We start from the raw sequence: 14,880 nt of genomic DNA, 5'->3' as shown, positions 1-14,880 counted from the left end.
ACAAGGAGTCACCGTGCCCCAGGGAACTGTCCGATGGTTCGACGCCGAGCGGGGGTTCGGCTTCCTCGCACCCGAGGACGGCGCCGACGACCTGTTCGTGCACGCGTCCGAGATCCTCGGCGACGACCGCGTGCTCCGCGAGGGGCAGGAGGTCGAGTTCGAGATCGGCGAGGGTGACCGCGGCCCGCAGGCCCGCCGGGTCCGCGTCACGAGCGACCACGCGGCCGACGCGACCCTGGGCCTGCTCGGCACCGTGTCCTGGTACGAGCCGGCCAAGGGGTACGGCTTCGTCATGCCGGACACCGGCGGCGCGGAGATCTTCCTGCACAGCTCCGCGATCGTCGGGGGCGGTGTCGTCACCGAGGGCCAGCGCGTCGCGTTCCTCGTCGTCGACGGCGAGAAGGGTCCGCAGGCCGACCACCTGCTCCCGCTCGGCGCGGACACGAGCCGTCCGGCCGACGACGGTGCGGACGGCACCGTGAGCTGGTACGACGACGAGAAGGGCTTCGGGTTCATCGCACCCGAGCGCGGCGGCGACGACGTGTTCGTCCACGTGAAGGCGCTCGGCGGTGGGCTCTCCGAGCTCGTCGAAGGTGATCGCGTGACCTTCGACGTCGTCGAGAGCGACCGCGGGCCGCAGGCGCGCAACGTCCAGCTCGTGGGCGCTCCGGCCCGCCGAGGCGCTCCCGCACCGTTCGCGCGCGGTCGCTCGGAGCGGCCGCGGTCGTCCGGCGCCCCCGCGCGCGGCGGCCAGGGCGTGGTCGCGCGCTACGACGCGGACCGCGGCTTCGGCTTCATCACCCCCGACGCGGGCGGCGACGACCTCTTCGTGCACGTGTCGGTCGTGCGCGGCGACGACGTCCTGCAGGAGGGCGACCGCGTCCGCTACCAGGTGCGCCAGAGCGACCGCGGCCCGCAGGCCGACGGCGTCGAGCTGATCTGACGCGGGCGGACGTCACTGAGACACCAGTGAGGCGTCCGCTCAGGGGTGTGCGAGGAAGAAGTCGGCGATCTGCTGGCGGACGTCGCTCGTCACCGTGTGCGCGCCGAACAGCTCGTCGACCTGGCGTCGTGCCTCCGTGAGGAACGGGCCGGTGAAGGACGGACCGGGCGTCACCACGGTCCAGTCGATCGCGTTCCCGCGGCCGAGCGGCACCGAGCAGGCGTCCAGCTGGCCGCCCGCGGCGAGCTGCGCCACGGCGTCGGCCGAGTCGGTGGGGCTCACGCCCGAGGTCGGGTCGGCGATGCGCTCGAAGGCCTGGGGGAGCATGCCGGCGGGTTCGTTGACGTAGTACGCCCAGTCGACCCCGCTCGCCGCGATCGCGGCCCAGTTGGTGATCAGCCCCGGGTCGGTGGGCGGGACGCGCCGGTCGTTGCGGCCGAGCACCCACATCGTCGGCGGGGGGAGCGGCGCGGTGCTCGAGAAGGTGGCCTCGAGGCCCCGCGCGCTGAGGAGGGCGAGCGCCTTGGCGGGGATGACCGTGGCGGCGAGGCTCGCGAACACTCCCCCTGAGGAGAAGCCGAGGTAGTAGACGTCGCCGCCCGCGAAACCGAGGTCGGCAATCGTCGTGCTCACGTTCTGGAGATCGAGGTTGTCCTCGAGGACCTCGGTCATGTCGTAGCTGCCGCTCGGGCCCTCGCTCTGCACGGCCGCCACCGCGAACCCGGCGTCGACGAGCGCCTCGACGAGCAGCCGGTCCTCCATGAACGTGAACCACACGCTCCCGCCCCCGCCGCCGTCGAACAGGACGACGAGCCCGCGGGCGCCGGCCGGGTGGTGGAACCGCACCGTCGTCGTCCCGACGGGCATGGTGCTCAACGTCCACGCGAAGGTCGGCGCGGCGTTGTCCTCTCGATGCCAGCACACGACTCGGGCCTCAGGGGATGAAGTTCTGCTGGACGCTCACGGCACCGGGCGTGAACTCCAGGACCGTCTCCGGCGAGTGGAGCCTGACCTGGGCCTTCAGCTCGTTCACGCCGTCGGCGTCCACGACGAGCAACGAGCGGTTGAGGACCGTCATCTGCCCGGTCTTCCCGCCCCGATGTCCGTGAGGCTCAGGGTGGGGGTGCTGATGGTGGGCATGTCCGTGCTCCCTGCGTCGACCGTCGGGAGCGCTCTGCCCCCTGCCGTCGGAGATCGGTGCCACAACCGTGGGGCCGCAGACCGGCGTCAGGGTCAAAGAGGGCGCGCGCCTACGGCGTGATACCCCGCGGAGCTCGCTTCGCCCGGTCCCGGCGCTCGAAGCGGCGGCTCACGACGGCACCACCTCCTGCGCCGGGCCCTCGGCAGCAGGTGGTGCAGCGTCTTCACAGGAGAGCGAGTGGGGCCGATGCCCAGCCGCCCGCCGGTGGGCGTTCGCGCTCGCGGGGACGGTCCGGGTCCGGGTGGACCGCGCTCGTCGCGGCGAGGACCGCGCGGGTGAGCGCGCGCAGCTCGAGGGTCGCGAGCGGGCGTCCCGGGCAGACGTGCTTGCCGATGCCCCACACGAGGTTGTACGGCGCGTGGGCCTCGGGGTCGAACGCGTCGGCGGGGCCGAAGACGCGCGGGTCCCGGTTGGCCGCGGTCCAGTTCACGAGCACCTGGTCGCCCGCGGCGACGGACCGGCCGGCGATCGTGACGGGCTGCGTGGCGATGCGGCGGTTGCTCACGAACGGGTCGTCCAGGCGCAGGATCTCGTCGAGCACGTGGTCCAGCTCGCGGTCGGGCACCCCGGCACGCAGCCGCGCCTGCAGGTCCGGGTGGTCGGCGAGGTAGGTGAGGACGACGCCCGCGCACAGGGCCATCGACCCGAGGTCGCCACCGGTCCAGTTCCGCAGGATCGAGACGATCTCGTCGTCGGTCAGCGGTCGCCCGTCGACGCGGTCGCGCACGAGCTCGGTCGTGACGTCGGGCGGGGCGTCCTCGCCTCGTCGTGCGGCGGTCAGCGTCGTGATGATCGTCGTGAAGTGCTGCGCGACGGCGGCGGTGCGCCCACGGTCGCGCGACCGGGTGGCGAGCCGGTTCTCTTCGACCCAGCCCAGCAGCTCCTCCTCGAGCTCGTCCGGCCAGCCCAGCCAGGCGCTCTGCGCACGCACCGCGAACCGCGCCCCGAGCGCCACCGCGTCGACCGGGCCAGGCACGTCGATCGTCGCGACGAGCTCGGTCGCGACGTCCCGCACCACCGGTTCGAGGTCACGCATGCGCTCGGGCGTGAAGTACCGGTCGACGACCGCGCGGAAGGCGCTGTGCTCGGCGCCGTCCATGCCGTTGGGCACCTGGAGGTGGCGCGACACGGCGTTCGAGAACGTGGTGTGGTCCAGCACGGTCGCCATGACATCGGCGTGCGAGAACACCGTCCACGCTCCGTCCGGCCCGCGTGCGACCGGGCAGTGGGTCCGCAACGCGTCGTAGGCGGCGAGCGGGTCGCGGCGCACGCGCGGGCCGCGCGGGTTCCAGTCGGCGCGCGGCGTGCGTCCGTCGTCGGGCTGCGGCGCCCGGCCGCCCCCGAGGTGGTCGTCGGCAGACAGCTCGTCACTCGGGGTGTGCTCGGTCACGAGCCCATCGTGCTCCTGTCCAGGGGTCGGCTCAGCCTGCGACGACGACCAGCTCGTTGCCCTCGGGGTCCGCGAGGCGCCACCGCGTGCCGGTCTCGTCCAGCAGCCGTCCGCCTGCGGCGACGATCGCGGCCACCCGTGCGGCGGCGAGGTCCGCCGGGACCGCGAGCTCGAGGAGGATGCGGTTGCGCTGGCGTCGGCGCTCGGTGTCCTCGACGTCGATGTCCTGGAACATCACGACCGCGTTCAGCCGGCGCGGGTCGACGAGGTCCGTGAGGTTCGTGCGTCGGTCGTGCACGTACCCGAGCGCGGCGGCCCAGAACGCACGCACCGCGGCGACGTCCGCGGCGTCGAGGGCGAGCTGGACGAACCGCGGCACGGCGAGGTCCGCCGTGGCGCCGATCTCGCGCGCCGCGGTCTGCAGCCGGGCGGCGAGGTCGGCGAAGTCCAGGTCGAGCCCGTGCGCCTCGGCGTCCCCCTGGTCCTTGCCGGTGTCCAGGACGACGAACCCGGGGCGCAGGTCGATGAGCAGCGGGAACCCCGCCGCGTCCGCGAGCGCGGCCGCCGCCCCGGCCAGGTCGCGCTGCTGAGCGGACGAGGGCACGCGGTACGCAGCCACTGCGCTGAACACCGTCTGCCAGTCGGACGTCGCCTCCGACGGCTCGTCGGACTCGTCGAGCGGCCCGCCCGGCACGAGGTCGACCTCGTTGCCGTCGGCGTCGGCGTGGCACACCCCGTACGGGCCCGAGGCCTCGCCCAGACCGGCGTGCTCGACGGCGTCGGACGGCCGCACCACGTCGACGTGGATGCGGTTGCGCAGCGGTCGCTCCTCGCTCGACTCCCGGATGGCGAACGCCGGGTCGCGGCGCAACGGGTCGACCAGCCGGTCGCCCACCTCCGTGACGTCGCCCAGCGCGCCGCGCCAGAACGGCCGCAGCGCGGACGGGTCCGGGGACTCGAGCACCACGTTCAGCGCCTGCAGAACAGCGGGGTCGGCGACCAGCCCCAGTGCGCGCGCTTCGTCGCAGATGGCCCCCGCGAGGCCGGCTGCCTCCTCGTCGGACTCGAGCCGCACCCGCACGCCCGACGCGCGCACGTCGACCGCGGCGCCGGGCGCGACCTGCGTGACGCGTGCGGCCAGCGCCGCGCCCTCGGTGAGCGAACGCGCCTCGAACCACGCTGTCGTCAGGCCGTCGACGACCCGCCAGTCCCCGCCCAGATCGGTCATATCGGCACAGTAGGACGGCCCACCGACACCCGCCCGGCCGAGCCGCGCTCAGAAGCGCGCGGAGAACGCCCCGTCGGTCTGCAGGAGCTGCCCGGACACCCACCGTCCCTGGGGCGAGACCAGGAACGAGACGACCGCCGCGATGTCCGCGGGCGTGCCGAGCCGCCCCAGCGGGTGCGCGGCCGTCAGCGCGGTGCGCGTCTCGTCGTCCATCCACCCGGTGTCGATCGGGCCGGGGTTGACGACGTTCGCCGAGATCCCCCGCGGCCCCAGCTCGCGTGCCGCGGAGATGACGATGCGGTCCAGCGCGCCCTTCGACGCGCCGTACGGCAGGTTGCCGGTGGTGTGGTCGCTGGTCATCGCGACGACCACGCCGCCGTCGGCCGGTGCCTGACGCGCGAACGCGGCGATGAGCAGCAGGCTCGCCCGCGCGTTGACCGCGACGTGGGTGTCGAAGCTCTCCGCGGTCGTGTCGAGGATCCCGGTGCTCACGTCGTACGCGTGGCTCAGCACGAGCGCGGTGACGGGCCCCCGGTCGCGCGTGACCGCGGCCATCAGCTCGTCGGGACCGTCCGGCGTCGACAAGTCGCACGGGTAGTCCGTGCCGACGAGGTCGCTCGTCGCGACGTCCCACCCGTCGGCCCGCAGGCGCGGCACGATCCCGGCCGCGATGCTGTCGGCGCGAGCGGCGCCGGTGACGAGAGCGAGCGGCATGAGTCCTCCGAGGGTCGGCGTGCCGGGGCAGGCAGAGAGCCAGTCCTACCGACGCACGTCGGCGGGGGCAACGGCATTCACGGTCGCGACGACCTGCTCAGCGACCTGCTGGGGTGTCCGGTCGGTGGTGTCCACCACGTGCGCGGCGTCGTGCAGCCACGTGCGCGCGGCCTCCGCGTACGCGTCGACGTACGCGAGCCGGAACGGCGACGGCCCCATCGCGTGGTCCTCGAGGATCCGCGTGCGCAGCGTCGCGGGGTCCGCGTGCAGGACGACGTGCCGCACCTCGACGCCGTGCCCGGCGAGCCCCTCGCTGATCTCGCGCCAGTACTCCTCGACCAGCACCGTCATCGGCATGACCAACGTGCCGCCCGTGTACTCCAGGACACGCCTCGCGGTGTCGACGACGAGCGGGCGCCACGGCGCCCAGTGCTGGAAGTTGTCGGTCGCCGGCAGCCCCGGCGTGATGTCCATGAGCGTCTCGCCGACCTTCTCCGCGTCGAGGACCCGCGAGCCGGGGATGAGGCGCTGCACGAGCGCGCTCGTCGTGGTCTTGCCCACGCCGTGGGTGCCGTTGAGCCAGACGATCACGGCGACACGCTAGCGGCCGCTCGGCCGCGCCGTCGCCGTCCCGCCGCGCCAGAGGTCGACGCAGCGGGACGGCGGGATGCGCGGTCAGGCCGTGACGAGCGGCTCGTCCTGGGATCCCGTGGGCCTCGTCGTCGGGACCGCGCCGGCCGGCGCACCCGTGGTCGTCGGCAGGGGCGCGTTCGCCTCGAGGACCTCACGGTACGGGCGCAGGTGCGTGAACAGCTCGTCGCGCAGGGGGTTGCGGCGCCGGGTGACGATGACGCGCACCTGGTAGACGGCGACCGCGACGTTCGCCGCGAGCGACAGCGCCGAGACGACGAACAGGGCCGTCTCGTCGTGCGAGGAGTCGACCGCGAACCGCGACGACGAGACGAACGTCGGGAACGCCATCGTGAACATCATCCACAGCGCGAGCGTGTGCGCGCGGTGCTGCAGCCAGGCGCCCTTCTTGAGGAAGAACGCGGGGATCGTGCAGGAGATCAGCAGCGCGCCACCGGCGTAGAAGGAGTGGTCACCGACGCAGTTGTAGACGTAGGCGAAGTTCCACAGGTCGTACGCGATGATCCAGAACCAGAGCATGTCCGGCCAGATCATGTCCTTGGACTTGTCGCGCGAGACGATGATCCCCACCCAGCCGCAGATGGTCAGCGCGTTGAGGATGCCCGCGACGCCGTTCATGTAGTTCCACGCACCGCCGACCATGAACACGCCGTCGTGCATGCCCTGCAGGCCCGCGACCTGGAAGTCGCGGATGACGGCCTCACCGATGTTCACCGCGAGGATCAGCGCCGGGAACAGCAGCATCCAGCGGTTCTTCGACAGCTTGTCGACGTACCGCAGCAGCATGAAACCGAGGCACCCGGCGAGCGCCGAGTACACCTTCACCCAGTGGAACCAGGTGCCGGTCGACGAGCCCTCGCCCGCCGTCGTCGGCCACACGAACACCGTGAGGACCAGCGGCAGCGCGACGAAGAACGCCAGCCCCGCCCACTTCCAGCGGCGGGTCACCTCGTTGAGGGCGATGAGCGCCCCGAGGACGACGAACCACATCACCCAGGACTGCCAGGGGATGGAGTCGAACAGGAACACCGTGACCTCCTCGCGGACGACCCGTGCCCACACGGCTCGGGGTTGCTCGACGGTAGGAAGTCGCCACCCGACCAGGCACTGGACACCGGGCGCGAAGTGTCCAGCGGGGCGGTGCCCGGGCCTCGGCAGGGCGGCAGGCCGGGGCCGCTCGGGGACCTTGGGCCCACGGCGACGGGCGCCGTCGGGCCGTTGCAAGGGTATGAGCGACGACGGGTGCACGGGGGTGCGACGTCCGGACGCGCGCGACGCGCTCGCAGCCGCGCTCAAGGCGCGCCTGCGCTCCGAGCCGCTGGCCAGGGTCACCGTCACGCAGCTCGCTCGGGACTGCGGGCTGACCCGGCAGGCGTTCTACTACCACTTCCACGACGTGCCGGAGCTCGCCACGTGGGTGTTCGAGACCGAGGTCGCCGCGCAGGTGCGCGTCCAGGCTCGGCACGACGCGTGGGCCGACGGACTGGTGCGGCTCCTCGGGTACCTGCGGGCCAACCGGTCGTCGACGACCGCTGTCCTCGACGGTCTGGGGCGTGCAGGGCTCGAGCGCTTCCTGTTCCGGCAGATGCGGCCCGTGACCGAGGCGGTGGTCCGGGAGGTCGGCGGCGGGGGCCCGGTGGACCCGGCCGACCACCGGCTCGTCGTCGACTTCTACACCTCGGCCGTGCTCGCGGTGGTGCTGCGCTGGGTGTCCGAGGGCATGGTGCAGGACCCGTACCGGTTGGTGGGTGACGTCGAGCTCATGCTGCACGGCTCGGTGCAGGAGTCGATCGCGCGGCTGGACGCCCGCGCTCGTCCACCCGCCCGCTGAGCCCGGGCGGACGGCGTCAGCTCCGGCGCAGGAACGTCCCGAGGCCGGTCGGGGGGACGCCGGTGAGCCCCTACGACCGCGCTCGACGACGCGATTTCGCCTCGCCTTCGTGCGTCGTTCCTCGCATGCTGTCGCGCGTGGACACCTACCTGCGGACCGAGCGCGTCACGCTTCGACCGTTCCGCGCCGACGAGGCCGACCTGCTGATCGAGCTCGACAGCGACCCCGCGGTCATGCGGTACCTGTCCGGCGGCGAGCCGACCGCGCCGGAGCTGATCCGCGAGCGCGACCTGCCGAGCATCCTCGCCGGCCACGACCGGTGGGCCGGAGCGTTCGGGTTGTTCGCGGCGCACGAGAACACGAACGGTGCGTTTCTCGGGTGGTTCTGCCTGCGCCCCGAGCGCGAGGGGCCGCTGGACGTCGTCGAGCTCGGGTACCGGCTGCGCCGACCCGCATGGGGCCACGGCTACGCCACCGAGGTCTCGTCGGCCCTGCTCACGAAGGCGTTCACCGAGCTCGACGTCCGCGTCGTCTGGGGCGCGACGATGTCCCTGAACCGCGCGTCGCAGCACGTGATGGAGAAGGTCGGCATGACCGTCACGCAGACGCTGCCGACGCCCGAGGACATGCTGGCGGTCGAGGGCGCCGAGCTCGGGGGCTACCAGTACGAGATCACGAAGGACCAGTGGGAGCAGCGGCTCGCGCGCCAGCGCTGAGGCGATCACCCGACGGCCTGCTCGTCGCTGGGCGAGTCGCCTGGGTGTCGGCTACGCGCGGGCGTCGACGGGAGCGCCGAACTGCGTGCGGACGCCGCGGGAGAACAGGACCGAGTCGGGGGGCCGGACGGCGACTCCCGGGAGCCCGCACGCGGCGAGGAGATGGTCGTCGAGCGTGAGCAGCTCGGCGGCGCGCAGCGGCCAGGGCTCGTGCCGGTTGGGCAGGTAGAGCGTGCGGCCGAACGCCCGCGTGTGCAGCCCCCAGCGCGCGGTGAGGAACTCGGCCTCCGGGTCGCCGGCCGGGAGCGGCTCGCCGGGCCGTACGACGACGTGCGTCGTGGCGTCGCGTGGCCCCGGCCAGCGGCGCCGCGACGTGTAGGTGACGAGTCCGTCGGCTTCCCGCACGCTCATCCGCGACCAGGTGTAGGGCAGGGCGAGCGCCGCACGGGAGCCGAGGACGAACGCCAGCCGGGCCGCCTCGAGCGTCAGGAAGACCACGCCCCGGCGGCCGTGCTCGTCGACGGAGTAGAGGCGCACGTTCGTCTCGGGGAACGTCCCGAGCCACGGGACGCCGGGTCCACGCCCGGCGCCCGCGCCGACCATGCGGAACGGCACGAGACCGACCCAGCTCGTCCCGTCGTGCACGTCCGGCCTCGTGCCGGGCGGCAGGAGCGGCGCGACGACGTCGGCCGCGACGCGCCAGTGCAGGAACGTGAGGTCGCACCACGACTGCCGCAGCACCGGCCGCCCGCGCAGCGGAGGTGGCGTCGCGGTGATCGGCTCGGGCTGCACCCCGCCACTATCCCCCGCCCCCCGACCGACGCGCGCCTCCGCGCCTGCCTGCCCCGGGCCGCTGTGGGTGGACTTCCGCTCGCTGAGCGAGCGGTTCTCCACCCGATGAGCTGCGGTCACGGTGTGCACGGCCGGGGCTGGCGTCGGCTGGGCCGTGAGGTGCGGTCGGGTGCGCGGGCGTTTCGGTACATTTCCGGGCGTGATCCGTTCCCGCCGTGCCCTCGCCCTCGTCGTCGTCCCCGTGCTGCTGCTGGGCGCGTGCGCGAGCGGAGGGGGCGCCGGGTCGACGGAACCGGCGACGGTCGACGACATCGGGTCCCGGGCGACGCCCGCGGGGATCGCACCCGACCTCGTGTACGTCACCGACGTCGAGGGGTTCGACCTCGCGGTGCAGTCCGTCGGGGTCTCCGGCGATGACGGGTTCTCCGCGACCTACACGCGTGAGGTCGACGACCGGCTGGCGATGGTCGCACTCAGGACCGCACGGACCTCGGTCATCGACCCGTCCGTCGTCGTGCCGTGCGACGAGCTGACGGACACGCAGACGACGCTGCTGTGCGGGGTGGTGCGCGGCGAGGCGTTCGTGTCGCTCGAGGGGACCGACGTCGACGCCGCGACCCTGCGCGCTGCCGGTGAGGCCGTCCGCGTCCCGACCGTCGGCGAGCTGCCGCACCTCTTCTCCGAGGTGCGCGTGCCGGACGGGCCGGTCGAGCGCGGCGACCTGCCCGAGGAAGGCGACGGCGCCCCGATCGACCCGGACCACGCCGGCGGCTAGCAGCGCGCCCGCGCGGCGCGCAGGCTCGCGCTCCGCCCAGCCGCGAGCCACGCGGTCCTGACCCGCGCACGGCCCCGATCGTCGAGAAGTCGGCGCGAGCGACCCGTGCCCGAGCCGGTCTCTTCGGTGGGAGATCGTCCCAGTCGCCCTGATCGGCGTGTTTGGGCCACTGGGGTGAACGCGAGCGAAATCGCCTGTCCGTCCCTCTGGCCTGCCCTAACGTCCACAGCGGCTGGGGGGCACCTGCTCGTCGGCGACCACCGGATCCTGCAGGAGGCATTCGATGCGGCGTTCCCGTCACCTGGCTGTCGCGCTCGTCGCGGTCGGCGCGATTCTCGGCAGCGCGCTGCCGGCGACCGCGTCTGGCGGCCCCGCACCCGACGTCTCCGCGACGGGCGAGGCGCCGCCGCCGACCGCGCCCGCCGCGCGTGGCGCGGTGGCGTCGCGCGCCGCCGTCGGGCAGACGACGACGTACACCGACGACGCGGGCCGCACGGTGTTCCGCGTCGACGACGGGTTCGACCTCGACCAGTACCTGTACCGGGGCCCGCTGACGTTCTCGTTCGACATCGACCGCAGCTACGGGCCGGTCGACGAGCACGGCCACCCCGCGCCGGGGAACCTGCTCTACGGCAAGTCGATGCTCCTGACGATGCGCGCATGGGACGTCGACGAGGCCCAGGGTGAGGTCGACGACGTCCGGTTCAACGGCAACCTGCTGGTGCCGGGCCAGCTCAGCGGCGCGAACAACCAGTGGGCGACCGACACGTTCGACGTGTTCGCCAGCTGGCTGCATCTGCCGACGCCCGACAACCCTCGCGGGACCAACACCGTCCAGATCGACGTGGACCGCAACAACGGCGGGTGGGCGGTCGAGATCGACTGGGCCGAGCTGCGGCCGTACGTCCCGCACAGCTCCGTGCGACCGGTCGTCCTGGCGCACGGCATCACCGACAACGGGGCCGGTGCTGCCCGCAGCGGGATGTGGCGGTTCGACGACTACCTGCAGGAGACGGTCCCCGGCCTGCGCAACCGCACGTCGTCGCCGCCGATGACGCTGAACGGCTCGATCGCGGACAACGTGGCGATCCTGGCGGACGCTGTCGACGACCTCGTCGACGATGAGCCCACGAACCAGGTCGACGTCGTCGCGCACTCCATGGGTGGGCTCGACGCGCGGCAGTACGCCTTCGACAACCCGGGCCGGGTCCGCAACCTCGTGATGGTCGGCACCCCGAACGGTGGGGCGGAGCTCGCCGTCGCGCTCTGCGCGCTGCGCATGAACAAGAAGTTCCCGACGAGCGTCGTCGGATGGCTGGCGCGCGACGCCGCGCCGGAGTTCGGCGACTGCGACGGCCCGGACAACGGTCTGTACCAGCTGTTGCCGGCGTACGTCCGCGATGTCTTCAACCGGCAGGTCCCGGACCGGCCGGGTGTGAACTACCAGACCATCGCGGGCCGCAAGGGTGGACCCGGGAGCGTCATCACCGACGGCTTCGGCCCCGGGATCCTGGGTGAGGATGACGGCACGGTGTCCGTCGCGAGCGTCCGGTGGTTGAGCGTCGCGGACGACGAGCACCCGGGGCTCCACTTCTCGGTGCACCCGACGGTCGACCGCGACCACATGGGGCTCATCCACCAGAGGGACGGCAAGGCCCCCCTCTCGTTCGCGCAGACGGCGTGCGAGATCGCCTACTACGAGGTGGACTTCTGCCCGCTCCCGTACACCCTCGACGGGACGGAGACCGCGGACGAGGTCTCCTCGCGTCGGGCCGTGGCTCCCGAGGCCGCTGCGCGCGCGCAGGTTGGTGTCGGTCCAGCCGCCGTGGTCGAGGCCGGGCAGAGCGTCCAGCTCCCGGTGGACGTCGCTGCTGGTGAGCACGCGGGTCTCACTGTCTTCGCCGACGAGGGACTGGACCTGCGGCTCGACGTCGCTGAGCTCGTCGAGGCGGACGTACTCGGCGTCGCCGCCGTCGGCGCGACCTTCGACGGCCCCGCCGTCCTCACGGTGCACAATCCCACCGACGAGCCGCTCCAGGCCGCGTCGCTGCTGACGCTCGCGTCGACGCGCACGCTCGCCCTCTCCGTGCCGACGCTCGTGCGTGCCGGGGAGGCGTTCGACATCGACGCGACGGTCGCGGGCGCGTTCGACGACGAGGTCGTGGAGTACGTCGTCGCGGACGACGAGGGTGAGGTCGTCGTCCGTGGTGAGCTCACGCGGTCCGGCGACGGCGCCTGGGCGACGACGGTGACCCCGCCCGGCGCAGGCAGCTACACGGTTGCGGTCGCGACCGTCGGTCCGCAGGCGCGCACCGCGGTGTCTCCTGTCGTCGTCGCGGACGGTGGCGAGCTCGTCGGTGGCTTCGAGGAGTTCACCACCGACGACGACGGTGACGGGCTCGTCGACACGCTCGTGCTGGACGTCCCGGTCGACGTCGCACGCGCGGGCGACTACCGGCTCGCGGCGCGACTCGTCGACGCTGCCGGCCGGACCGTGAGCACGGCAGGGACGCGCGCGACGCTGGCCGCTGGACGGGGGACCCTGGTCCTCGAGCTCGACGGTCGGCAGATCCACGACCGCGGCCTCCAGGGGCCATGGACGCTGGTGGACGCGACCCTGTCCGACGGGGCGATGAACCTGCTCGACATCGCCGACCTCGGCCCGCTGGCGCACGACGACGTGGCCGAGCTGGAGCATGACGCTCTGCGGGTCGCGGAGCTGCGCGACGAGCCGGTGGACCCCGACGGCGACGGCCTGATCGACATCCTCTCCATCCAGGGGACCGCACACACCGACGCGTCCGGCTGGTACGCGCTGAACGGCAAGCTCGTCGCGGCCGACGGCACCGAGGTGGGGCGCGCGAGCACCACGGTCTGGCTCGGGGCCGGGGCGACGCCGATCGAGCTCGGGTTCGACGGTGCGACGATCGGCGCGACGGGCAAGGACGGCCCGTTCGTCCTGCGCGACCTCACGCTGTACCCGACGGCCGCCTCGGCGGGCGGGTTGGCGCTCGTCGACAGCCTGCGGACGCAGGCGTACCGCAGCGCGCTGTTCCCGGGCGGCAGCAGCGGTGACGCGCCGCCGATCGCGTCGGCTCGGGTCGCCGCGGTCGACGGTCTGCGGGTGGACCTCGACGCCTCCGCGTCGAGCGACGACCACGGCATCGCCTCGATCGCGTGGGACCTTGGTGACGGGAACGCCGCGTCGGGCGAGACCGTGCACCACGAGTACCCGACCCCGGGGACGTACACCGTCACGGTGCGCGTCACCGACACGGCCGGTCAGGTCGCGACGACCACGCTCACCGTGGTCACCACGGCACCGACCTGCCAGGGACTGGTCGCGACGGTCGTCGGCGACGGGCGAGCGGTGCTGCACGGCACCTCCGGTGACGACGTGATCGTCGGGACCGGCGCCGGCGAGCGGATCGAGGGTGGTGAGGGCGACGACGTGATCTGCGGTGGCGGTGGCGATGACGTCCTCGTCGGAGGGAACGGTGCCGACCGCCTCGAGGGCGGCGACGGCCACGACCGTCTCGACGGGGGTGATGGCGACGACGTGCTGATCGGTGGGGACGAGCACGACGTGCTGGTCGGAGCGAACGGTCGGGACCGCCTGATCGGCGGGGCAGGCGACGACCGTCTCGACGGCGGTGACGGGTCCGACCACCTCGACGGCGGCGACGGCGCGGACGAGCTCGTCGGCGCTAACGGCGACGACACGCTGCTGGGTGGAGACGGCGACGACCGCCTGCTCGGCGGCGACGGTCACGACGTCATCGACGCCGGTGCGGGTGACGACACGGCCGACGGTGCCAACGGCGACGACGTCGTGACAGGCGGCGACGGCGATGACACGATCACGGTCGGTGAGGGCGCCGACACCGTCCACGCGGGAGCGGGCGACGACCGCGTCCTGGCCGGCGGCGGGAACGACGTCGTGCGGGCCGGCGACGGCAAGGACCACGTCGAAGGGGGCGAGGGCGACGACATCCTGTACGGGGAGGCCGGCGACGACACGCTCCTGGGCCAGGGCGGTGACGACATGCTCGACGGCGGGCCCGGGCAGGACGTGCTCGACGGCGGCAACGGTCGCAACGTCATCAGGGACGAGCCTTAGGTGAACGCCCGGCGGGCGGCGCTCAGCGTCCTCTTCGCGGTCCTGCTCGCGGCTGTGGGTGCGGCCGCTGCGTACGCGTTCCACTGGTACGTGGTGCAGCCGTCCGACGCCGAGCTCCTGGCACAGGCACGTCAGATCGAGCTGCCGGGACTCGTCGCCGACGGCGACCCCGCGGTCAGCGGGAAGTGGGCGCCGTCGTTCGACCGGGGCTCCGTGGTGTTCGACGCGACGGCGGACGCGACCGTCGACGGCGCGGTCGTCCGGACGGCCCTCGAGGCCCAAGGGTGGGAGGGCGTCGAGGTGCAGACGGGTGCCATGTCGCAGACCGTGACGGCCGCGCGCGGCGCGATCGACGTCGCCGCACGCGTGTGGCCACCGGACGCGGGCGTCGTGGACGTGACGGTGGAGCTGATGCGGGGCGACAGCGTTCCGTCGCTGTCCGTCACGGTCCTGCTGGGGGCAGGCCTCGGCGTCGTCGCCGGTGCGTGGATCGGCGCGAGAGCCACGAGGAGGTAGCGA

Annotated in this window: 14 protein-coding genes; 6 read left to right on the top strand and 8 right to left on the bottom strand. The window is 73.2% G+C overall.

Annotated features, from left to right (window positions below):
• The first annotated feature begins 13 nt into the window (after window positions 1-13).
• Entirely contained in the window at window positions 14-943 is a 930-nt protein-coding gene (locus CWIS_RS19745; protein ID WP_048341347.1) for a cold-shock protein, read from the top strand.
• 39 nt (window positions 944-982) lie between these two features.
• On the opposite strand, the gene CWIS_RS00980 is transcribed toward CWIS_RS19745, so the two are convergent.
• The 7 genes from CWIS_RS00980 to CWIS_RS00955 all read right to left on the bottom strand — a co-directional run bounded on the left by CWIS_RS00980 (window position 983) and on the right by CWIS_RS00955 (window position 7,189).
• A complete protein-coding gene (locus CWIS_RS00980) occupies window positions 983-1,810 on the bottom strand; it encodes an alpha/beta hydrolase (RefSeq protein ID WP_048341346.1) in 828 nt (275 codons plus the stop codon).
• 67 nt (window positions 1,811-1,877) lie between these two features.
• Window positions 1,878-2,021, bottom strand: coding sequence for a hypothetical protein (locus tag CWIS_RS18215; RefSeq protein WP_156186504.1), 144 nt, complete (start codon window positions 2,019-2,021; stop codon window positions 1,878-1,880).
• A 286-nt stretch (window positions 2,022-2,307) separates the two neighbouring features.
• The gene (locus CWIS_RS00975) at window positions 2,308-3,534 is read right to left on the bottom strand and encodes a cytochrome P450 (RefSeq protein WP_048341345.1); all 1,227 of its coding nucleotides are present in this window, start codon (window positions 3,532-3,534) and stop codon (window positions 2,308-2,310) included.
• 31 nt (window positions 3,535-3,565) lie between these two features.
• Window positions 3,566-4,762: a VOC family protein gene (locus tag CWIS_RS00970; protein WP_048341344.1), complete on the bottom strand. Its 1,197-nt coding sequence runs from the start codon at window positions 4,760-4,762 to the stop codon at window positions 3,566-3,568.
• A 48-nt stretch (window positions 4,763-4,810) separates the two neighbouring features.
• Window positions 4,811-5,476 (bottom strand): SDR family oxidoreductase, encoded by a 666-nt coding sequence (locus CWIS_RS00965; protein WP_048341343.1) that lies wholly within the window; start codon window positions 5,474-5,476, stop codon window positions 4,811-4,813.
• 45 nt (window positions 5,477-5,521) lie between these two features.
• Window positions 5,522-6,067 (bottom strand): AAA family ATPase, encoded by a 546-nt coding sequence (locus CWIS_RS00960; protein ID WP_048341342.1) that lies wholly within the window; start codon window positions 6,065-6,067, stop codon window positions 5,522-5,524.
• An 84-nt stretch (window positions 6,068-6,151) separates the two neighbouring features.
• A complete protein-coding gene (locus CWIS_RS00955) occupies window positions 6,152-7,189 on the bottom strand; it encodes a DUF5692 family protein (RefSeq protein WP_231583624.1) in 1,038 nt (345 codons plus the stop codon).
• A 190-nt stretch (window positions 7,190-7,379) separates the two neighbouring features.
• On the opposite strand from CWIS_RS00955, the gene CWIS_RS00950 reads away from it, so the two are divergent.
• Window positions 7,380-7,958 carry a TetR-like C-terminal domain-containing protein gene (locus CWIS_RS00950; RefSeq protein WP_231583623.1) on the top strand — a complete coding sequence of 193 codons (579 nt, stop codon included), beginning with the start codon at window positions 7,380-7,382 and terminating at the stop codon, window positions 7,956-7,958.
• A gap of 137 nt (window positions 7,959-8,095) precedes the next feature.
• Window positions 8,096-8,674, top strand: coding sequence for a GNAT family N-acetyltransferase (locus CWIS_RS00945; RefSeq protein WP_048341381.1), 579 nt, complete (start codon window positions 8,096-8,098; stop codon window positions 8,672-8,674).
• Window positions 8,675-8,725: 51 nt separating this feature from the next.
• On the opposite strand, the gene CWIS_RS00940 is transcribed toward CWIS_RS00945, so the two are convergent.
• Window positions 8,726-9,466, bottom strand: a complete 741-nt coding sequence (locus CWIS_RS00940) for a YqjF family protein (RefSeq protein ID WP_048341340.1) — start codon at window positions 9,464-9,466, stop codon at window positions 8,726-8,728.
• A gap of 199 nt (window positions 9,467-9,665) precedes the next feature.
• On the opposite strand from CWIS_RS00940, the gene CWIS_RS00935 reads away from it, so the two are divergent.
• The 3 genes from CWIS_RS00935 (at window position 9,666) to CWIS_RS00925 (ending at window position 14,877) form a co-directional block, all read left to right on the top strand.
• On the top strand, window positions 9,666-10,241 hold the full coding sequence (locus tag CWIS_RS00935) for a hypothetical protein (RefSeq protein WP_048341339.1): 576 nt from the start codon (window positions 9,666-9,668) through the stop codon (window positions 10,239-10,241).
• Between the two features lie 283 nt (window positions 10,242-10,524).
• On the top strand, window positions 10,525-14,361 hold the full coding sequence (locus CWIS_RS17355; RefSeq protein ID WP_053071480.1) for an alpha/beta fold hydrolase: 3,837 nt from the start codon (window positions 10,525-10,527) through the stop codon (window positions 14,359-14,361).
• Window positions 14,362-14,877 (top strand): hypothetical protein, encoded by a 516-nt coding sequence (locus tag CWIS_RS00925; protein WP_048341338.1) that lies wholly within the window; start codon window positions 14,362-14,364, stop codon window positions 14,875-14,877.
• Window positions 14,878-14,880 lie beyond the last annotated feature (3 nt).

Source organism: Cellulomonas sp. A375-1 (assembly GCF_001040865.1).
Classification (GTDB): Bacteria; Actinomycetota; Actinomycetes; order Actinomycetales; family Cellulomonadaceae; genus Cellulomonas; species Cellulomonas gelida.
The sequence above is the reverse complement of the archived record's forward strand: the minus strand, read 5'-3'. Positions and strand labels throughout refer to the sequence as shown.

Excerpts from the sequence above, each read along its gene's own strand:
- CWIS_RS00970 (WP_048341344.1), bottom strand. The coding sequence starts at position 4,762 with ATGACCGATCTGGGCGGGGACTGGCGGGTCGTCGACGGCCTGACGACA.
- CWIS_RS17355 (WP_053071480.1), top strand. The coding sequence starts at position 10,525 with ATGCGGCGTTCCCGTCACCTGGCTGTCGCGCTCGTCGCGGTCGGCGCG.
- CWIS_RS00965 (WP_048341343.1), bottom strand. The coding sequence starts at position 5,476 with ATGCCGCTCGCTCTCGTCACCGGCGCCGCTCGCGCCGACAGCATCGCG.
- CWIS_RS18215 (WP_156186504.1), bottom strand. The coding sequence starts at position 2,021 with ATGACGGTCCTCAACCGCTCGTTGCTCGTCGTGGACGCCGACGGCGTG.
- CWIS_RS00980 (WP_048341346.1), bottom strand. The coding sequence starts at position 1,810 with ATGCCCGTCGGGACGACGACGGTGCGGTTCCACCACCCGGCCGGCGCC.